The following is a 20,469-nucleotide window of genomic DNA, read 5'->3' as shown; positions in this document are numbered from 1 at the left end:
GAGACTTGTAGCCTGATGATTGGACATGCAACTAGACAACAATCGGCGGAACCGCTCTGGTTCCTGCAAGAAGCGGAGCTCACGGCAGCGAATGAATGGCTGCAGCTTCCGGCGGATGCGCTTCGCGCGCTAACGACAGCAGCAGCGGAGATACGCGCAGATGAAGCGCTCAGCGAGCTAGCGCAGGAAGGACGAGTGCTGCTGTTCCCCGAGGACGGGAGCGAAGTTAGCGCCTACCGAGCGGAAGTGTCCGATTGGATCAAGCGCACAGGCGATAAAGCTGCGCAGTTCATCCCGCTCGTCCTAATGAGCGGACTGCCGCGAACCATTAAACAGTATCAGCACTACGGCATCCCGGCAGAGGTGCTCGTCCATACGCTGAGCGACTTGAAGCTGTGGATGGAGCACTACTACCGCAAGCACGGCAGCTGGGGCACCGATATTATGTGGATGCATCATCATTTGACGTTCCAGCTGTTCCGCCTCGGGAGACTTCAGTTCTGCTGGAGCCGGTTCAATGGGCATATGGTGGTGCTGCGCAATACGAAAACAAGCGAAGTGGTCGTTATGGCGGAAGGCGGCATCCGCTTCCGGCGCGATGGCCTCATCGACGGCACAAGCGGGCGGTTCGAGTCTTCTGATCACGGAGGAGACGCTTGGCAATCTGAGCTTCTTCTTGAAGAAGCTTCAATACGCGGACACCGCATCAATGCTGATGGCTATGCGAGCCAAGCGCAGACGGTCTTGTCTCCACGCGAGGATTGGGACATTATCCTTCGAGACGGCGATTCCGTGCTCGATATTCATGTCGCGGCAGATGGCAAGCTGGACATCCGCGAATGCGGCGAATCGCTGCGCGAGGCGAGCCGATTCTTCGCGCAGTACTTCCCGGAAGCCAGCTTCCGCGCCTATGCTTGTACTTCATGGCTGCTGGATTCGCAGTTCAGGCAGCTGCTGGCACCAGCTCAAAATATCGTTCAATTCCTGAACGGATTTCATCTCTACCCATCCGCAAGCGACGGCACCGAAGGGCTGAGGCGGATCTTCGACGGGCAATTGTACGCCGATTGGGCGGATGCGCCGCAGGATACGTCACTTCGCCGTATCGTTCGGCAGCATATGATGGATGGTCACTCGCTGCGCGATATGGGCGGGGTTATTTTGCCGGACGACAAGGTGTGGCAGTAACTTTAGGTGGCTGTTCGTTTATGTTAGAATTAGCAAATTAGAAGTATATGAACATCTAAGAGGGGTATCTATTCTACATGCTGCCATTACAACGAAAACAAGCTGTGCTGAACTATTTGGCGCAGCGCGGCGCTGCAACGATGAAGGAATTGAGCGATCATTTTGGCGTGTCGGAGATGACGATTCGCCGCGATCTGACCTTGCTCGAGCAGGAGCTGCGTGTTACACGCTCGCACGGTGGCGTCGTCTACAATGATACCGGCGCGGTGGCGGACGAGCCTGATCTCGCAACGAAGCTTGCGAACAACGGGGATGTGAAGGACAAGCTGGCGGCTTATGCGGCAGGGCATTTTGTTCGCAGCTCCTCCGTTAATATATTGGAGAATGGTACGACCGTTTCGCGTATGGCAGACTATCTCGGAGCCTATGACAACTTGACGCTGGTTACGAACGGGATCGACACGCTGGGCAGGATTCGTCCGCTCTCTGCGAAGAAGCATACGATCATTAGCTGCGGCGGCATGCTGCGCGAAGTGTCGGGCACATTCGTTGGCCCTGTGGCGGAGGAGTTTTTCAAGCGCTACCACGCGGATACGCTGTTCCTGTCCGCACTCGGCTATTCCCATGAAGAGGGCTTCACGGATCCGAATCTGATGGATACGCAGGTGAAGAAAGCGATGATGCGCTCCGCAGAGAAAGTCGTTATTCTGCTTGATTCGTCCAAGATCGGCAAGCGGTTCTTCTCCACCGTTGCCCGCCTTGGCGACATCCATGCTTTCATTACGGATGACCGAATTACAGACGCGGATAGGCAGACGATTGAAGAGGGCGGGGCAGAGCTGCATATCGTTTAATTCCTTCCTTTTACAGATGTCCAATCATGTTCATTTATGTTATATTGTGATAGTTAATATGACATGAAGGAGCTGGACTTTACGTGAAGGCAGCCTACAATAAAGCACCATCCATCACCATACGCGGTTATGACCATGAGGCTTGGTCAGGCTATGAGGCGATCGGGCGCACCCTATCAGCCGCACTTGCGCGAATTGAAAAAGAGAAAACGGTTGTCGTCATCGAATGCTACCCCGGTGCGAGACAGCTGGAAATTATAGACGGACTGAGCGATACGCTTCGTCCGTCGCTTGTCGTTCAAGCAGAAGATGCGGCTCTGGAGCCAAGCGATGTCGATGCCAAAGTCGAGCGCTACATGACGGATGATCGTGTGTTTGGCTATATGACGCCGTTCAAGATTGAGGAGTTTTACAATCCAGAGCGAGTCGCGGAACTGCAGGAGCAGATCGCAGCAGCGGACAAAGGCATCATTCTCGTCATCGGCTTCGGCGCTTCGCTCATTACTCATGGCGATGTGTTCGTCTACGCGGACATGGCGAGATGGGAAATCCAGCAGCGTTACCGCTCGAAAGAGTACGCGAACTGGAGAACAGCACGCAAGGAAGAGGATATTCTGCGTCTTTACAAGCGCGGCTTCTTCTTCGAATGGCGGATGGCGGATCGGCTGAAGCGTTCGTTGCTGGAAAGCATAGATTTCTACTTGGATACGAATACGAAGGATGACCCTAAGCTGCTCTCGAGGCAGGCACTGTTCGCTGGACTTGGGCAAGCGGTGAGCCAGCCGTTCCGGCTTGTGCCGTATTTTGATCCGGGCGTATGGGGCGGCACTTGGCTGGAAGCGAACATTGAGCTTCCGAAGCGAGCGCATCCGTATGCATGGGGATTTGATGGCGTACCGGAGGAGAACAGCCTTTATTTCGATTATGATGCGATTCGGGTCGAGCTGCCTTCGATTAATGTGGTGTTCTTCGAGTCGATCCAGCTGCTCGGCGAGAAGGTGTATTCGCGCTTCGGCGCTGAATTCCCGATTCGATTCGACTTCTTAGATACAATCGGCGGGCAAAATCTTAGCCTGCAAGTGCATCCGACGACGGACTATATCCGCGAACAGTTCGGCATGCCGTATACGCAGGATGAGAGCTACTATATTCTCGAAGCTTCGCCTGGCGCGGAGGTGTACTTAGGGCTGAAGGACAATATTCAGCCAGAAGCGATGCTGGCCGATTTGCGCAAAGCGCAGGAAGGCGGCAATACTTTTCCAGCGGAGCAGTACGTCAACGTCTATCCGGCGGCAAAACACGACCATTTCCTAGTCCCGGCAGGCACGGTCCACTGCTCGGGAGCGGGCTGCATGGTGCTGGAGATTAGTGCGACACCTTATATTTTCACATTTAAGCTGTGGGATTGGGATCGGCTTGGCCTCGACGGGAAGCCGCGGCCTGTTCACGTGGAGCATGGCTCCAAGGTTATTCAGTGGGATAGGACGACCGACTGGACGACGAGCAGCTGCGTAAGTGTGGTCGAGACGATTGCGGAAGGTGAAGGCTGGAAGGAAGAGCGGACCGGTCTGCATGAGCTGGAGTTCATCGAGACAAGGCGGCACTGGTTCTCCACAGCTGTTCTTCATCAAGCAAACGGCAGTGTGAATATGCTGAACTTGATTGAAGGGGAGGAAGCCGTTGTGGAAAGTCCGGACGGCGCCTTCGAGCCGTTCATCATCCGTTACGCGGAAACGTTCATCGTGCCGGCATCCGTTGCTTCTTATACGATTCGCCCAAGCGGGCCAAGCATTGGCAAAACAATTGGAACGATTAAAGCGTACGTGCGAGCATAGGAGGCGGAACTAGCAGATGAGCCGAGACATAATACTTGCCTTCGATGTTGGCGGAACTCAGATTAAAGCGGCGGCGATGCATGATGGCGAGATCATCGCCTCGACCGTGGGGCACTATGATTCTCGCTCGGAGCTTGGGGCGGATGCGATTATTGCCCACTTTGTAGATATTGCCGTCGATGTGCTAGGGAGTGGAGGGCTATCGGAAGAGAAGGTTGTTGGGTTCGGGCTTGCCTTCCCTGGCCCCTTCGATTACGAGCAAGGTGTCTGCCTCATTCAAGGACTTGGCAAATTCGAGTCACTGTACGGGCTTAACATCGGGGAAATGCTGGACGAAGCGATCCGTTCGCATGCACTGCTGAGTGGACGATTAAGCTTGGAATTCCGCATTGCTTTCGAGAATGACGCTGCACTGTTCGGCCTCGGAGAAGCGAATAGCGGCGGCGAAGCGGTTGGCGCGGAGCGTGCCGTGTGCTTGACGATTGGGACAGGGCTTGGCTCCTGCTATCTGGAGCGAGGACAGCTTGTGAAGCATCGCCGCGGCGTGCCCGAGAATGGCTGGTTGTACGCACAGCCATACGGCAACCGGATCGCGGATGAGTGCATCTCGCGCAGAGGTGTTTTGCAGCTGGCAGAGGAGATGGGAATGGAGCTTGCAGGCAGAGATGTGCGCGAGCTCGCAGCTGCTGCAGCTTCTGGAGATGCAGCTGCTGTCCATCTGTTTGATCACTTCGGGCGGCGGATGGCGGTCATTCTCGGCCCGGCGTTTCAAGCGTACGAGCCGAATCGGATCGTGCTCGGCGGTCAAATCTCGAAGAGCGCGGATTTGTTCGCCCCCGCGTTCAAGGAAGGGCTGCTCGCACAGGGGATTATCGCGCAGGTGCAGGTAAGCTTGGATACGTTCGCGAGCACGTTCAGAGGGATCTATCATTTGGTTAAATAGAGTAGAGCGATAGAGCGGAGAAGCAGAGGAGAGATTGCTTCTCTGCTTTTTTGTTGGTGTTCACGAACGATTGATCCATAATTCGCGCTAGGAGATGACTATCCCCTTTTCCATCATTTTTCTTTTTGAATCTCAGACCGTCAAACATTCTCTGATTTAATGTTAATCGCGTCTTGCAGAAGCCGCTATAGGATAGCGGCAAAAAACAGCATACTTCTCGGTTGTTTAAGAAGTAACATCGCATCATTAAGCTTACGGGACACTTTAGAACAACGATAACAGGCTGATTTCGGCAACCTGTTACGTTAATGTGCAGTTTAGTGGAGGTGATACTCATTGTAGAAATAGAGTATAACAAGGAGAAAGTCCATATATTCGAATTAAGGTATGTGTTGAGAGACTATATTCCGGAGTCTATGTTTATTAAATATTCTCATAATACAGAACTTTACTATATTCAAGAATTACTTGAGTTTGACCCTAATGTTCGTTTTGTTGGAGAACTCCCGATGATCTGGAGTACACATTATACATACAATCTGATGGGTAAAGGTTTAATGCTTAATTACCGGAGTTCTTTTATTATAGGTAACACAAATAAAAACATAGGTGCGCCTAATCCAGATTGATAGTCTGTAAGGGAGCACTTTACACAAATCATGCAACTAAATGCCGCGGTATGCGTTTTAAGAGTAGAGGTGAGTTTATGAGGGTGTACAAACAAATCATTGTCATATTGGTAGCAGTTGCATTAATGACCGGCTGTGCATCTCAGAATGGTTCATCGGATCAGGGAATAACAGTCGCTGTTGCATCGCTACCAAAAGTCGAAAAGCCCTATCCTCGTGATAAAGCTGTTGCAAACGGGGATATTGTTGGTTTTGGCGAGAATATTTCTAATCTGGATACCTGGAAGCGCTTTTTGAATAACGTAGCAAACAAGCAACCGGATGCTGTGCGAATCACCCAGTATACGATTGAAGGTAGCCCGATATTTTATGAGTTTTCTTCTAATGGGAAAACGATAGAATATACCTATGACAATTCAATGGATGGGTACGCGGGACAAGGAAAGGGCAGAAGGAGCACGAGCTGTAGCGGGATATCAAAGAAGCAGATTAATTCCGCAGTTGCCGATAAGAAATATGTGCTTATTGGTTGCTCGTCCGAGGAGATCGGAAACACGTTTTATTTCTAGTTTGACTCAGAAGTAGCATACTGTTTGAAACGAAATATATTAAACTGGCTGATTACCATTATTCTAATAGGGGCCAGCGCATGGACCATATGGTATTTAACACCGAAACACTACACGAAAACAATAGATGGTGTGTATTATCAGCTCGGGCAAGAGGGCGTAATTGAGCAGGTAAAGGTGTGCATTTGAACGGGAAGTTGCGCCAGCACATCAATGGTCGTTCCGTGGTAACGTAGCATTTGAGGGAAATAAAGTACCTCAGCTGCCCAAAGATAGAAGTGCACTTGAGATGATTTACACTGGCGAAAATTACACTTCAATTGTTTCCTTTTTTACGATTAATGATGAAAAGGGTTCTATTACGCCTGCGATTTATCAGTATGGCGCAGTATATGTCAATGACGACTTCACTGCATTTACGGTTGCATTGTTCGATCATCAGTCAGAGGGAAGCAAAGGTTCGTGGTCTGAAACAAACGGGTACATGATAATCGCACCTGCCAATGCTAGAGAAGAAGCAATGAAAACATCCGGGGAATTGATTAACAATTTCAAAGAGAATAGTTGACTATGATAGCACAAAGCTTAACCTAACGGGGATTATCGCTCAATACAACACGACGGCAGCTGGCTTAATAGTCAGCTGCCGCTTTTCATTGAACTAACGGGCAGATTTGAGGAAGGCCAACAGAAAACAGAAGTGTATAGGAAATATTTGTATTGGTGACGAATCCATTACAGCAAACTGTTTACTGGAGGCACAAATGACGAAATTAGCGATTATAACCGATATTCATGGGAACAGCCCCGCATTAGAGGCAGTGCTAGACGATATTTTCTCTATGAATGTTGATCACATTTATTGCTTAGGCGATGTGGTTGGCATTGGACCCGACTCTAACGAACTCTTTGAACAGCTATTATCACGAAGTGATATTTCATTTGTTGTAGGAAATCATGATTTAGCTGTTTTGGCTGCATATCATGGTGAGGTTGCTCCTAAAGGACATCAAAATGAACGGCATCATCATCAGTGGCTGGCCGACAGAATCAACCCAATGTACATCGAAGAGATGAAAAAGTGGTCTAAACAATTAATAGTAAATCTTTTCAATAAACAATTTCTGTTTAGTCATTATCATCTTGATCAAGATGAATGGTTTATGCCTATTGACAATAACCCAACAATTCAGTGCTTGGATCAACACTATAAAGATACAGAGCATAGTGTAGTATGTTTTGGACATCATCATATCGTACATCACTTTGATTCTGGAGAACGGGTTTATTTTAATCCAGGTTCATTAGGTTGCTACGATAAACCACTCGCAAGATACGGTATTATCACAATAACTAAGGATGTATTGAACGAAGAATTAATTGAAGTACCCTACAACAACAAGGAGTTTCTTAGATCTTATCATCAACTTCAGGTGCCTGAACGCGAATTTATCCTAAAGATTTTCCATGGTGGGCAGCTGAGTTTTGAAGAGGCTTGATCTAAGATGGACCATAGCACAACGAAGTACAGGCTGCCGATAATCAGCGCCTATTCCGCTAACGGGGCAGTTTAGTTCAATCCGTAGTCGGGAATCCTGAAATAGTCTTTAATAAAAACGATTCAGAGGCCGATGCATAAAATGGAATTCAAATCAATATTAAAAATCACTTTGAGTATTATTGCGGGTATTCTATATCTATTACCAGTTCTTCATCGGTATCAATATCAAAAGGAATTAAAGGAACTGAAGAGAGAGCGGGCATTATCGCGTCTTTTAAAAGAGAGATGGTTAAGACGGATTCAATTTAGTATGATCTCGATAATCTTGGCAACCTTATGTTCCATCTTAGTAATCTTTTTAAGGTGATCTATTCTTAATTTAGTTACTGCAAGTTATTAAACGATAACGGGCATCTTTAGAGTGAATTTTATTTGCAGAAGGTGATTTAGACACGAAACATCAGATCGTGAAGCAAGATGTAATGAGATTACTGATAAATGTGAGTCCTTCCTATCAAGAACGATGGGAGGAGTATACTAATAACGAATACGTAGATGATGCAGAACATCTATTGTATAGCGATCTAGGGGATTTTATTGATCACGTTATTAACTTATATATGAACAATAAGCTGGATGAACTCCCAGAAATATTCAATGTTATCGAGCAGCTGCACGTGAGTGGGGATGAGTATGTTCAAGAAGCCGCTACAATTGGATTTCTAGAAGGAGTACAAAATATAAGTTCAAACATAGAAATCGATCCAGAGGTTTTCGTCAAATGGTTACAGCCGGAGTCTCTCAAATGGTGGAATCATCTAAATGATCTTTGGGAAGGGAAAACAAACTATATCGGTGGTGTCAAGAAATAAAGTTGTGAAGTACATCGGACAAATTTGCAAGAATCATTATGCCAATGGGATCGATAGTTGAATACATACACAGAGGCAGCCGTCGAGTATCGATCGGCTGCCTCTGTTCAACTAAACCAGCTAATATCTTGTCAAGATTTTTCAATGGAATCTCGAAAACAGACTGCTATACTAGAATCTGAGCAAGGCAAATAACCCTCTGAAATGACGTTGGAAGGTTTTTCTTGTGTTGGTTGCTTAGGCTAATTCCAAATCGATGAAGGTCTCTTTGTGCTTAAGCAATGCGAATATCCAGTGTAGTAGCTTGTTAACGCAGGCAACCATGGCGGCCTTGTAAGGCTTACCTTCAGCGATCTTCTTCTCGTAAAATGCCTTCATTTTCTTGCTACCGGAGCGCCGCAAGCTGCAAAGGACGGCCAAGAATAAGGTATGCCGAAGCCTACTGGAGCCGCGTTTTGTAATTCGATTGATCGTTGCTGTGAATTTCCCCGACATATGAACACTGGGATCTACACCAGCGAAGGCAACCAATTTCTTCGGGTGATTAAACCGATCGATTTCACCGATTTCCGAAATAATCGTTGCAGCTTCATTGAAATAACACCGCTCTACCACGCCTTCCTCGATTTCATATAGGAGCGTAAGAGGAAAGCATAAAAATAGCTTTTTATCTATATATAATAACTATTTTGGTATTATACACTATTAATCTTCTGCCCTAGAATAAGAGTTATATTTATTTGGTCCGTATAGCTTTATGCGATAGGCACAGTTTTTATGGCCAGCTCAAAACAATGAAACACCATCACCAAGATTCGGAGATGGTGTTTCATTGTTTTTTGATAACGATTAAAAAATATAGCGCTTTCATAATTATTTCGGCTATATTTAAATTCTATTCCATTCTTCCTTAATTAATCGGAATCGTCTGATCTAGCGGCCAGAATAATCAGGAGGTAAGTATGAAGCGACTAAAGCACATTTCACTTCAGAAGAAGCTACTCATTATTATGATTTTTCTATATTTCCCGCTGCCGGTGATCGGTTGGATCTGGTATCAGAAAACGTACCATGTCATTGAAAGCAATGCCGTTGATTCCAGTATTCAAATGGTGAACCAGGTCAACGCGCACTTGGAGACGTATTTCACTGAAGTGCAGCGGACGATGCTGCCGATGTTGTCCAGCGATTTAACCGGGGATTTTCTTAACAATCAAGATGACGATCCCATTAAACGCTTTGAGCTATCTTATCGAATCGAGAAAGAGTTGTTCGCCAAAATCGTAATGAACCGGTCGGATATTTATGGCATCTCGCTGATTTCCGATCGTATTAAAGCGACCTCAAGCTCGAGCTACATGCTGGCAGAGGAGCGTTATTCGCCCTATCTCAAACGGCTGAAGGCTTCCGGTAGATTTAGAATTATGGGATTTGAAGGAACGCCAAGCACACGAGTTGTCGCCATGGCGATGAAATTTAATCCGCCGCAAAGCTATATGAAGCAGGGGATGCTTATCGTCGACCTCAAGCGTGAGGAAATGGTGCATATCATTCAACAGGTGCAGCTTGGGCAGACAGGCTTTGTATGGGTGGCCGATTCAGCCAATCAGGTCATCTATCACCCGCAAGACGAACTTTTGACGAAGGTAGTTCCCGCTAAATATTTGAAGGAGATGGGCACGAAGCAAAGCGGCACTTTTACAATAAATACGGATATGGGCAAGAAGCTCGTCGTATTTATCCGCTCTGACCGAACGGATTTGACATTGATATCAGAGGTGCTGCTGTCGGAGCTCAATCAATCTATCGTCACGGTAAGCCGTATTTCGATTGTTGTACTGGTTCTTCTCTTCCTACTATCCATGTTGGCAGCCAGCGGCGTTGTTTACTCGATCACCAAGTCATTAGTGAAGCTGTTGCAGCTGATGAAAAGCGCAGAGATGGGTGACTTCACCGTCAAGGCCCCTAATCCTAATGAAGGGGGACACGAGATCGGGAGCTTGTATCGGGGGTTTAACAAAATGGTCGAAGAAATCAAACGGCTCATCGAAATTGTCCATGTGACAGAGCTGCGCGAGAAGGAGCTTGAAGTGAAGCAGAAGGAATCCCTCCTTCACGCAATGCAAGCTCAGATTAACCCTCATTTTCTGTATAACACGCTGGAGTTCATTAATTCCAACGCCATTGTGGAAGGCAATGAGAAGATTAGCAATATGATTGTCTCTTTGGGAGACATGTTTAGGTACAATGTGCAAAATCCAAACGGGGGCGTTTTTCTGGTAGATGAACTTCGGCATATCGAAGCGTATCTCGCCATACAATCGGAGCGCTACCAGACGTTTACTTATCGAATTGATGTCGATCGAGCGTTATCGGCTTCGATTCCTGCCGTTCGTTCGACGCTCCAGCCTATTGTGGAGAACTGCTTCAAGCATGGCTATGAGCAGCATAAAATCCGCCCAGGCGCGATACGAATTGCAGGCAGAATGGTGGATGGTGACCGTTACGTCCTGGAAATCTCCGATACAGGGAAAGGAATGCCGCTTGAAATGATGGAACGCTATAATGCGTCATTCATGAAAAACGAAGCGGAAGAATCCGACAGCTTCAATCACGAGAACGGTCCGTCGTCCATTGGCCTGCATAATGTGCATACTCGCTTACGAATGCTCTTTGGAGAGCCGTTTGGTCTATTTATTGCCTCATCGGATGTGAACGGAACAACGATTCAATTAGTGCTGCCGCTCCCGGCGAAATCGAAGGAGGAAACCGATGAGTTACCGCATCTTGCTGGTTGATGATGAACCAATGATAAAGCTTAGCATGCGTAAAATATTAACCGATACCCATCCTGATTTTGAAATTGTCGGAGATGCGATGGACGGGCAAGAAGCACTTGAGCTTGCTGAACAGAAACGACCGCATGTCATTATTACAGATATCAGTATGCCCGTCATGGGTGGGCTGGAGCTTATTCGCGCCATCCATGAGAATGGCTGGAAGCCGGAGATTGTGATTTTGAGCGGGTATGGGGAATTCGATTATGCGAGGCAAGCGCTGCGCTACGGCGTGGCGGATTATATTCTGAAGCCGATTCGCGTATCGGCGGTAAAGGAGCTTATGCTGGGGCTGTATGCGAAGCATAAGGAAACAATCGATTCTTCCCGTACAAAGAGCGACCTCATGTATCAATGCCTGCCGGCTGCCAGCAATTTGTTTGAACTCATTTGGAAAGCAGACGAACTCGGCGTTAAGAATGCATCGGAGGAAGTTGTCCAGCTGATTCTCGGCTGCGATCTGCCGGATGAGCAGAAGAAGGGGAGCCTGCTCGACGTCGCTGCTGCCATTCGTCATCAGTCAAAGGAGCGAGGAACACCGCTAGCTTTCGATCTGCTGTGGAAGGAACAGCTCTCCGAGATGACGCAAGAGTTTTGCGCTATGCTGCAGCATAGGGTTCTTCAAGTCAGAAACAGTCGGAATTGGGGGAGGCATGGCGCGATTCAAGAGGCAGTAGCGGTTATTCATGCCCGCTTTGCCGATCCAGAGTTTAAGCTTGATGAGCTGCTGTCGACGCTGGGTATGTCCGTCACGCATTTCTACAATCTGTTCAAACAGGAGACAGGCAAGTCATTCATCTCCTACCTGATCGAATACCGCATTGAGCAAGCCAAAGAGCTGCTGAGTCAACACAAACAGCTAAAAACCTATGAGATCGGCGAGCAGGTGGGTTACCCGGATTATTCCCATTTCACAAAATTGTTCAAGAAGATTGTCGGTGTCACGCCAAGTGAATATAGGAAACTCATGTAAACGCTCTCATTTTGTGATGAATAGCACATACCCGTGAAGATATCTACATCCTCAATTCCACTCAAGGCCCCTAGTATAAGAGATGTAAACAGCATTGCGAGAGACTAGTCACTTCTTGTTAGGGGGATGAATGAAACAATGAAGCTTAGAAAAAGTACAACTCTGGTACTAGGCACGGTGCTTCTGACCGGCGGTCTAATGGCGGGGTGCTCGAGCAACAACAATGAGCCTGCCGCAAGCAATAACAAAGGCAATAATTCCGCAACGACAAACACGCAGCAAAACACGAACAAAGACACAAACACAGCTGCAGCGCCGAAGGTCAATGAGTTTGGCTGGACGGTTCCGGAAAAGACGATCACGATTGATTACTACTCTGCGGATAAGGACAACCCCGACAAGGTGGCCAAGAAATTAGTCGCAATACACGACTACTTCCTGGAGAAGTTTAACGTCGACATCAAGAAAACGCAGTATGATGTGGACGGCAAGGAAAAGATGAACCTGATGCTTGCTTCCAATGATTATCCTGGCGTGATGTCTTCCATGGACAGCGACACGATGGATAAATGGCGGTCACAAGGCAAGCTGATCGACCTGGCTCCTTTGGTAGACAAGTACGGACCTAACATTAAGAAAGAACTTGGCGCCAAATACAATTCGTACCTGGATAAGGATGGCAAGCTATGGGGACTGCCAAGAGGCTGGGGCTACCTGCCGATTCCGGACTTTAGCGCTCACATTCGCTGGGACTGGTATCAAGAGATGGGCTCACCGAAGATTGAGACGCCGGATGACTACTACAATGTGCTGAAACAAATGGTAGCGGCTCATCCAAAGGATGCGCAAGGCAAGAAGACTTATGCTATTTCCTGGAACGATCAGATTAGTTTAAACAACGTGGTTGGGATCTGGGGGCTGAAAGACGGCTATAAGGAAGATTCGAGCCATAACCTGATACACTGGCTGAATACGTCAGAAGGTCTTGAGATGGTCAAATATTATAACCGCTACTTCCGTGAAGGGCTTATGGATCCGGATAGCTTCTTGAACAAATACGATGATTGGAAGCTGAAGTTCTCTAACGAACAGATTCTTGGCCATATCGGACCTTGGTGGCAATCGTGGAATGCCGGCCATGAGGTATGGAAGACGACTATGCCAGGTTGGACGGATGAGCAACGCTATGTGCAAATCAGCCTGAAAGCGCCGGGAGCGGAAGCTGCTTACCTGTCAGGAAAAGATACAACGGGCTGGAATTACACCGTTATTACGGATAAAGAAGCGAATCCTGAGGATGTTATTAAGTTCCTCGACTTCGAAATGACGCCGATGGGTACACGCTTAACGGGCTGGGGCATTCCGAATTTGCCGGACTCGACATGGAACTTTGAGGGCGATGGCAAATGGTCCTTCAACGACGCGCAGAAGCAGAAGCTGTTCGCGGGTACGTTCGAGTACGACAAGATTGATGAAGTTACAGGCCAAAACCAAATCTGGTTGGATCACCCGCAAGGTCTCATGAGCGACGATAATAAAAGCACCGCTTGGTATGACCAGAACTTCAATATGGAAGACAAGTGGAAAGCGCTTATGAACACGAACCTGAAGGATACGATCTATGACAATACGGCAAGACGTATCGTCTTCACCGCGGATAATCCGCTCACAATCGTCAATCAGCAAATCGAAGATCTAATCAAAACCAGCTTTGCCAAGGCGGTTATGAGCAAGACAGAAGATGGAGCCATTGCGGCCTTTAACGACATGCGCGATAAAGCCAATAAACTCGGTCTGAAGGACATCGAAGCATTCCGTACGCAAGAGTACCAGAAGAATTTAGCTAAAATGCAGTAGGGCGGCAAACGGGGGAATCGTCCTGTCCAAGGCGGTTCCCCTTTTTACTTGGCCCATAGGAAATGGAGGTGCAAGGCATGACCCAATTGTGGAAGAGGGTACGGCGCGAGCGCCAAATATGGCTGCTCTGTATACCGATGATCTTATGGGTGCTTACGTTCTCATATTACCCCATGTATGGACTGCTGATTTCGTTTCAAAATTATGTACCCGGTCACTCCATGTTCTCGCATTGGATTGGCCTCGACAATTTCGTTCGATTCTTCAATGAACCGGACTTTCTGCAGATCGTTCGCAACACACTCGTCATTAGCTTCTTGAATCTGGTCGTTGGCTTTCCGGCTCCGATTTTTCTGGCCTTGCTGTTAAATGAATTGAGAGGCCGTGTTTTTAAAAAGACCATACAATCGCTGTCGTACATTCCATATTTTATATCGTGGGTGGTTGTTGCCAACATCCTCATTACACTCCTTGGAAGCGATGGGATTCTGAACGATATATTGCTCAGACTGGGCTTCATAGACGCTCCGATTGGGTTTCTGACGGAGGGCAAATACTTCTGGACGATCCTTGTAAGCAGCAATGTGTGGAAAGACATGGGCTTCTCCGCCATTATTTATTTGTCCGCGATTGCCGGCATAGATAAGGAGCTGTATGAGGCGGGACGGGTAGATGGACTTGGCCGCTTCGGACTTATTCGCCATATTACCCTGCCGGGTATTCGCTCTACGGCTGTACTTCTGCTTATTCTCGCGATTGGCGGCATTCTCAATGCCGGATTCGAGCAGCAGCTCTTGATCGGCAATCCGCTCACGCAGGACCATTATGAAGTCATTGATACGTATGTCTATCGTTTCGGCGTACAGCTCGGCAATTACTCATATGGCACAGCAGTCGGTTTAATGAAGAGCGGCATCGGCCTCGTTCTCGTCGTCATTGCGAACCGTCTGTCCAAGCGTTACATGCAATCATCTATCTTTTAGAAAAAAGGAGGTCTGCTGTAATGGAAAGCTCCTATATTCGGGCTACATTCATGAGCCGAGTGGCTGATGTCATCATCATTGTTGCGCTGTTGCTGCTTGGCTTCATCGTTGTCTATCCATTCATCAACCTGCTGGCGCTCTCCTTTAATGACGGGGCTGATGCAGCGCGCGGCGGCATTTATTTCTTCCCTCGCAAGGTTTCGTTCTCAGCGTATAACATGCTCTTCGAGAATGAGAAGCTGCTGCGAGGGCTTGGCTGGTCCATTCTTCGGGTCGTAATTGGTACCGGCACTTGCTTGTTCATGACGGGGTTATTATCTTATATCATTAGCATTCGAACGTTTTCCGGCCGCAAGTTTATGAGGGTCCTGTTCTTCGTGACAATGTATTTCAGCGGCGGCATCATTCCGACGTATATCTTGATGAATAAGCTGCATCTGACCAATACGTTTCAGGTGTATTGGATTCCTGGGCTGATCAATGCGTATTTCATGCTGCTCATGGCTTCGTATATTTCCGACCTGCCGGAAGCGCTGTTTGAATCGGCAAGGATTGACGGTGCCGGAGAGCTCCGTATCTATTGGAAAATTGTAATTCCTGTCGCAATGCCGGTATTTGCCGCGGTTTCGATCTATGGCGCGGTAGGACACTGGAACTCCTGGTTTGATGTCATTCTGTACAACTTCAACGGCAAATACGATACGCTCCAGGTTTATCTGCGGCGGCTTCTTCTTGAAGTAGAAGCGACACAGCAAATTCGCGATCAACAGCTGCTGCTGCACAAGTTTCAAGGCTTGTCTCCGCAGACACTTCGAGCGGCAACGACCATCCTTGTTACCGTGCCGATTCTATGCGTATATCCATTCCTGCAAAAATATTTTATCGGCGGGATCACGTTAGGCTCCGTCAAAGGATGACCATTATAATGCAAAGGGGCCATGCAATCCCATGCCAGTACTAAGTTCGTTTAAGCTGACTTCATCTTCTGAAGCGCTGCAAGCCGCAGCATTATGGGCGAAGGAGCAAGCGCTTGCCTATGCATACGTGAATGATCCGGTCGGCCCGTGGTATGAAGCTGCGCTTCCCGGCCGCCAGGCGTTCTGTATGCGCGATGTGTCCCATATGAGCGCTGGTGCTGCTGTGCTTGGTTTAGGCTCACACACGAAGAACATGCTGCTGAAGTTTGCTGAGAACATCAGTGCGACCAAGGATTGGTGCACGTTCTGGGAGATAACCAAAGACGGGCTTCCCTGTCCGGATGATTATACGAATGACGCTGATTTCTGGTATAACCTGCCGGCCAATTTCGATATTATCGCATGCTGCTTCAGACAGTATTCATGGAGCGGGGATCGCGACTATTTAGAGGATGAACGGCTGCTGAACTTCTATGAACGGAGCTTGAATGAATACGTGCAGCGCTGGGATCGCGACGGCGACGGCATTCCCGACCATGTGAAGGGCGAGGGAAGGCGCGGCATTGCGTCTTATGTGGAAGACTCACTTACGCCGAAAGTCGGGGGTGATCTCGTTGCCGCTCAGTATGGAGCTTATGCGGCATACAGCGCGATTGCCGCCCTGCGCGGAGAGAATGATAAATCAGCGCACTACAACGCTTTAGCAGAGCGCCTGCAGCAACTCTATGATACGTGGTGGAGCGAAGCGCAGCAGCGGTTTAGCGCGGCGATTTTGCAGGACGGTCAATTCCATACGGAATACTACTTATCTGCACAATATATGCCGATTTATTTTGGACTGATCGCTTCAGATGAGAAGCGCCGGCTAGCAGTACAAGATATTATTCGCAATGGCGTATCCAATGTCGAGGAAATGTCGCATTTGCCTGATGTTTATTATGCCATGGGGGAGAAAGAATTGGCCTATCAGGCCATTCTCAAGCTAAGCGATACATGCACGAAACGCAGGGAATATCCAGAGGTGTCGTATTCCGTAATCGGCAACCTCGTTACCGGAATGCTGGGAGTCCTTCCATTTGCCGACCGTCATGTGGTAGAGGTTGCCCCGCAGCTGCCTGAGAGCGTCGACTGGGTGAAAGCAGAAGGTATCACATTGCTGAACAATACCCTCTGTGTCGAAGTACGGGATTGCTCGATTACGGTGGTTAATCAGAAGGGGCCAGTTATCGATGTGCGTATTGGCGATCAGCAGTTTTCGCTTGCGGAAGGAGAGGAGATCAGCGTATGAGAAGTATTCAAGCAGGCAGACATACAGTGACGGTAGAAGGGGCTGAGCAGCCATTCGAAATCGCAATGTCGACCTCTGAGCTGAGGCCCGGTGTGCAGATTGTTCATGTTCGGTTTACCGCTGCTACCGCCGCGGTACCACCTGTTATTAGGCTAAAATGGGAGCAGCCCATCATTGATACCCATGGGCTGTGGCATCCTGCGGCAGACCGTAATCGGAGCTTTCCAGCGGATTGGGCGGACGGCTATACGGTAAAAGCAACAAGCTCTGCACCTGTATGCACTTTCTATAACAGTGAAGGTATCAATCGCCATACATTTGCCTTCTCCGATACGCTGTCGCCGATTGGGGTGAAAGCGGGAATTCACGAAGAGAGTGCCGATTATCATTGCGTCTTGACCCTATTTCATGAAGGGGCTTCGCCGATTACTGTTTATGAGGCTGATTTGCTGCTGGATAGTCGCGAACTCCCTTATTATGAGTGCTTGAGCGATGTATCCTGCTGGTGGGCGGGGATGAAGGGCGTGGAGCCTGCATTCGTACCGGATGCTGCCAAGGAGCCCATGTATTCGACCTGGTACAGCTTCCACCAACGAATGACGCCGGAATTAATTGAAGAGGAATGCAGATTGGCCAAAGAGATCGGCTGCGAAGCTGTCATCGTGGATGACGGCTGGCAGACGGCAGATAATGAACGCGGCTATCTCTTTTGCGGTGACTGGGAAGTGTCCGAAGAGAAATTTCCGGATATGCGGGCGCATGTTGATCGCGTGCATGCAATCGGACTTAAGTATTTGCTATGGTATTCGGTTCCCTTCATTGGCAAGCGGAGCAGGGCTTGGGAACGCTTCGAAGATAAAATGCTGTACATCAATGAAGGACTTGGCGCAGGTGTCATAGACCCGCGTTACCCTGAGTCACGCGCGTATTTGATTGGTTTGTATGAGCGGGCTGTGCTGGAGTGGGACTTGGATGGCTTGAAGCTCGACTTTGTTGACTCGTTCGTCTTACCTCGCAATTCCGATACGAGTGGAAGCGAAGGGATGGATTACATATCCGTACCCGCAGCGGCAGATCGGCTGTTGACGGATGTCATCGAACGCCTCAGTGCGGTAAAGCCGGATATTCTCATTGAGTTTCGCCAATCGTATGTCGGGCCGCAAATGCGCAAATACGGTAATATTTTCAGAGCGTCGGATTGTCCGAACGATCCCATTACGAACCGGCTGCGGACGTTGGATATCCGCCTCTTGTGCGGAAATACGGCAGCTCACGCGGATATGATCATGTGGAATCCGGGCGAACCCGTGGAAAGTGCTGCCATGCATTTGATTCATGTACTGTTCTCAGTGCCACAGGTATCGGTGCAGCTTCATCAGATTCCTGAGGATCACAGGCGAATGCTGGTCTATTGGCTGGATTTCTTCAAAATGCATCGCGAGACGCTGCTCGAAGGAAAGCTTGAGCCGCTCAATCCCGAGCTGCTATATCCCCTTGTGCGGGCAAGTTCTGCAAATAAACGGATTATTGCGGCGTACAACGACAATGTCGTAACGACCGGCGCCGAATTGCCGGCCCAGCTCATCGTCGTCAACGGTACAGGAAAGAACAGGCTTGTACTGGAGTTTGACGAGGTGCCAGGGAATATGGAACTGGAAGTGCGTTCCTGCACAGGGGAGCTTGTTCGCCGGGAGGCGGTTAGCCTTCAGCAGCGCGTATATGTATTAGCTGTGCCAAGCGCCGGCGTTGCTTGTATGACGAGGGTTTAACAAAATTAGACTGTCGACTATGTGATATGCTCCCCTTCAAGTAGCGGTTTATTTATTAAACCTGTCTACTTAAAGGGGAGCATATCAATTAACGGCAGCCTGTTTGCGCTAACGGGTAGTTTAGAGTGGAATCTAAAGAGGCTTAAATAGTATACTTGACTGTTCCAAAATATGGATTATACTTGTTGCAAATAGCTGAATGGTGGGATATGTGCAGTGATGATGATGATGGTGTTTCTGACGGAAATTAAAGGTTAATCTAACCTAATAGCATCATTACTGCTTTCGTATGAAATGCATTAGGACGGCGATAGCCGGTTCTTCTTAGAAACAAGCCCCGATAAAGGGGCTTGTTTTTTACTTCTTAGGATAATCATTAGTCCTCGTCTTCGTGATCATGGTCTTCATGATCGTGACTCTCATGTTGACCGTGATCTCCGTCATGGTCATCATCTTCTTCGTCATCTTGCTTTCCGTCATGGTGGTCATCGTCGCGGTCACCGCGAGCGAACTGCTGCTGCTTTTTCTTTACTTGCTGCTCTTTATGATTTTTTTGCCAAGCTTCTTGCAGCGCTTTTTTCTTAGCGATTAGCGCTTTTTTCTGCTCTTTTTGCGCTAGCTGTTCTTTATTTGCGAGTTGTACCTTTTGGTCATCTTGATCTTGTTTCACAGTTTGAACTTTAGCATTGTCTTTGTCTTTGTCATCATCTTTTTCTTGAACATATTTCCATACTTCAGGTCGATTAGTGAATTTGATTTCGATATTGATTTCGACCTTGGTCGGTTCGATAGCAAAATGCTTGAACAGCGCATCCAATACTTGCTGCTTATTCATGTTCTCTTGTAATTTGACGTCATCCAGAAGCTGTTGGATAAATTGTACCGCTTCGCTGCCTGTCAGGTGGTTTTCCGCATTCTGGCCACGGTTTATTTCTACCTTGGACTCAACCTTCGCTTGCGCCTGTTCGAGCTCAATTTCAATCTTTAGGTTTTTGCCGGCGATTTTAATTTCCAAGTCTTTCAACTGATCGAGCTTTATCGGTCCCTCACTCGAACTCGGTTGAGCAGTTGAGGATTTAGGTGTTGCGATAGCTTTTGGAGGGACAACATATGTATCGCTTGCTGTAGTCGGTTTGTCCTCAGTTGTTGCGGACGAATCATGATCCGCGTAGGCGACGAATCCATATGAAAGAATGATAGAGCATAGTGCTCCGATTAACATATAGGCAATTTTCTTTTTCAAAAATAAACCCCCTCAAGTGTGTTTTATTGGCTCGTGGCAGCCAGTATATGAATTCGTCATGTAGGTCTGGTTTTTAGTCCGTACAAGGCTTTTCAATTAAATTACATATCGGTTCTTGGAATCAAAGGAAATGACATTTAAATTGAATATGCGTAATTTTGCAGTACTGCGACTCGTCCTAATCATGTAAATTAGAAATAAAAGGTAATAC

16 protein-coding genes and 1 pseudogene are annotated in these 20,469 nt (G+C 48.0%); 15 read left to right on the top strand and 2 right to left on the bottom strand.

The genetic code is table 11. From position 1 onward, the window contains the following. Positions 1-15 precede the first annotated feature (15 nt). The 8 genes from AC0LWF_RS07955 (at position 16) to AC0LWF_RS07920 (ending at position 8,391) form a co-directional block, all read left to right on the top strand. Positions 16-1,188 (top strand): acyltransferase domain-containing protein, encoded by a 1,173-nt coding sequence (locus AC0LWF_RS07955; protein WP_474651010.1) that lies wholly within the window; start codon positions 16-18, stop codon positions 1,186-1,188. 77 nt (positions 1,189-1,265) lie between these two features. Next, positions 1,266-2,042: a DeoR/GlpR family DNA-binding transcription regulator gene (locus AC0LWF_RS07950; RefSeq protein ID WP_474651009.1), complete on the top strand. Its 777-nt coding sequence runs from the start codon at positions 1,266-1,268 to the stop codon at positions 2,040-2,042. A gap of 83 nt (positions 2,043-2,125) precedes the next feature. After that, positions 2,126-3,877 (top strand): class I mannose-6-phosphate isomerase, encoded by a 1,752-nt coding sequence (locus tag AC0LWF_RS07945; protein WP_474651008.1) that lies wholly within the window; start codon positions 2,126-2,128, stop codon positions 3,875-3,877. Between the two features lie 16 nt (positions 3,878-3,893). Continuing rightward, entirely contained in the window at positions 3,894-4,820 is a 927-nt protein-coding gene (locus AC0LWF_RS07940) for an ROK family protein (protein ID WP_474651007.1), read from the top strand. A 712-nt stretch (positions 4,821-5,532) separates the two neighbouring features. Continuing rightward, a complete protein-coding gene (locus AC0LWF_RS07935) occupies positions 5,533-6,018 on the top strand; it encodes a DUF4362 domain-containing protein (protein WP_474651006.1) in 486 nt (161 codons plus the stop codon). 289 nt (positions 6,019-6,307) lie between these two features. After that, positions 6,308-6,586, top strand: coding sequence for a hypothetical protein (locus tag AC0LWF_RS07930; protein ID WP_474651005.1), 279 nt, complete (start codon positions 6,308-6,310; stop codon positions 6,584-6,586). Between the two features lie 196 nt (positions 6,587-6,782). Continuing rightward, entirely contained in the window at positions 6,783-7,517 is a 735-nt protein-coding gene (locus AC0LWF_RS07925; RefSeq protein ID WP_474651004.1) for a metallophosphoesterase family protein, read from the top strand. Between the two features lie 469 nt (positions 7,518-7,986). Next, a complete protein-coding gene (locus tag AC0LWF_RS07920) occupies positions 7,987-8,391 on the top strand; it encodes a DUF7674 family protein (RefSeq protein WP_474651003.1) in 405 nt (134 codons plus the stop codon). A gap of 237 nt (positions 8,392-8,628) precedes the next feature. Here the strand turns inward: AC0LWF_RS07920 and AC0LWF_RS07915 are convergent. Continuing rightward, a pseudogene (locus AC0LWF_RS07915) lies at positions 8,629-8,979 on the bottom strand (transposase); the annotation flags it as partial. A gap of 374 nt (positions 8,980-9,353) precedes the next feature. Here AC0LWF_RS07915 and AC0LWF_RS07910 point away from each other — a divergent pair. From AC0LWF_RS07910 to AC0LWF_RS07880, 7 genes are all read left to right on the top strand, one after another. After that, positions 9,354-11,189, top strand: a complete 1,836-nt coding sequence (locus AC0LWF_RS07910; protein ID WP_474651002.1) for a sensor histidine kinase — start codon at positions 9,354-9,356, stop codon at positions 11,187-11,189. Continuing rightward, entirely contained in the window at positions 11,164-12,201 is a 1,038-nt protein-coding gene (locus AC0LWF_RS07905; RefSeq protein ID WP_474651001.1) for a response regulator transcription factor, read from the top strand. Before AC0LWF_RS07910 ends, AC0LWF_RS07905 begins: the two co-directional genes overlap by 26 nt. 138 nt (positions 12,202-12,339) lie before the next feature. After that, positions 12,340-14,058 carry a type 2 periplasmic-binding domain-containing protein gene (locus AC0LWF_RS07900; RefSeq protein WP_474651000.1) on the top strand — a complete coding sequence of 573 codons (1,719 nt, stop codon included), beginning with the start codon at positions 12,340-12,342 and terminating at the stop codon, positions 14,056-14,058. A 77-nt stretch (positions 14,059-14,135) separates the two neighbouring features. Next, the gene (locus AC0LWF_RS07895) at positions 14,136-15,041 is read left to right on the top strand and encodes an ABC transporter permease (RefSeq protein ID WP_474650999.1); all 906 of its coding nucleotides are present in this window, start codon (positions 14,136-14,138) and stop codon (positions 15,039-15,041) included. Positions 15,042-15,061: 20 nt separating this feature from the next. Then, positions 15,062-15,958, top strand: a complete 897-nt coding sequence (locus AC0LWF_RS07890) for a carbohydrate ABC transporter permease (protein ID WP_474650998.1) — start codon at positions 15,062-15,064, stop codon at positions 15,956-15,958. A 31-nt stretch (positions 15,959-15,989) separates the two neighbouring features. Then, the gene (locus AC0LWF_RS07885) at positions 15,990-17,246 is read left to right on the top strand and encodes an MGH1-like glycoside hydrolase domain-containing protein (protein ID WP_474650997.1); all 1,257 of its coding nucleotides are present in this window, start codon (positions 15,990-15,992) and stop codon (positions 17,244-17,246) included. Continuing rightward, complete coding sequence (locus AC0LWF_RS07880) at positions 17,243-19,015, top strand: glycoside hydrolase family 36 protein (protein ID WP_474650996.1); 1,773 nt, start codon at positions 17,243-17,245, stop codon at positions 19,013-19,015. Before AC0LWF_RS07885 ends, AC0LWF_RS07880 begins: the two co-directional genes overlap by 4 nt. Before the next feature lie 376 nt (positions 19,016-19,391). Here AC0LWF_RS07880 and AC0LWF_RS07875 read toward each other — a convergent pair whose 3' ends face one another. Next, positions 19,392-20,258 (bottom strand): YusW family protein, encoded by an 867-nt coding sequence (locus tag AC0LWF_RS07875; protein WP_474650995.1) that lies wholly within the window; start codon positions 20,256-20,258, stop codon positions 19,392-19,394. Between the last annotated feature and the right edge of the window lie 211 nt (positions 20,259-20,469).

This window comes from Paenibacillus sp. sgz302114, assembly GCF_056120345.1.
Note: the sequence above shows the minus strand (reverse complement) of the source record. Positions and strands in the feature narration are given on the sequence as shown.

Excerpts from the sequence above, each read along its gene's own strand:
- AC0LWF_RS07895 (WP_474650999.1), top strand. The coding sequence starts at position 14,136 with ATGACCCAATTGTGGAAGAGGGTACGGCGCGAGCGCCAAATATGGCTG.
- AC0LWF_RS07925 (WP_474651004.1), top strand. The coding sequence starts at position 6,783 with ATGACGAAATTAGCGATTATAACCGATATTCATGGGAACAGCCCCGCA.
- AC0LWF_RS07885 (WP_474650997.1), top strand. The coding sequence starts at position 15,990 with ATGCCAGTACTAAGTTCGTTTAAGCTGACTTCATCTTCTGAAGCGCTG.
- AC0LWF_RS07905 (WP_474651001.1), top strand. The coding sequence starts at position 11,164 with ATGAGTTACCGCATCTTGCTGGTTGATGATGAACCAATGATAAAGCTT.
- AC0LWF_RS07890 (WP_474650998.1), top strand. The coding sequence starts at position 15,062 with ATGGAAAGCTCCTATATTCGGGCTACATTCATGAGCCGAGTGGCTGAT.
- AC0LWF_RS07950 (WP_474651009.1), top strand. The coding sequence starts at position 1,266 with ATGCTGCCATTACAACGAAAACAAGCTGTGCTGAACTATTTGGCGCAG.
- AC0LWF_RS07940 (WP_474651007.1), top strand. The coding sequence starts at position 3,894 with ATGAGCCGAGACATAATACTTGCCTTCGATGTTGGCGGAACTCAGATT.
- AC0LWF_RS07955 (WP_474651010.1), top strand. The coding sequence starts at position 16 with ATGATTGGACATGCAACTAGACAACAATCGGCGGAACCGCTCTGGTTC.
- AC0LWF_RS07880 (WP_474650996.1), top strand. The coding sequence starts at position 17,243 with ATGAGAAGTATTCAAGCAGGCAGACATACAGTGACGGTAGAAGGGGCT.
- AC0LWF_RS07910 (WP_474651002.1), top strand. The coding sequence starts at position 9,354 with ATGAAGCGACTAAAGCACATTTCACTTCAGAAGAAGCTACTCATTATT.
- AC0LWF_RS07930 (WP_474651005.1), top strand. The coding sequence starts at position 6,308 with ATGATTTACACTGGCGAAAATTACACTTCAATTGTTTCCTTTTTTACG.
- AC0LWF_RS07900 (WP_474651000.1), top strand. The coding sequence starts at position 12,340 with ATGAAGCTTAGAAAAAGTACAACTCTGGTACTAGGCACGGTGCTTCTG.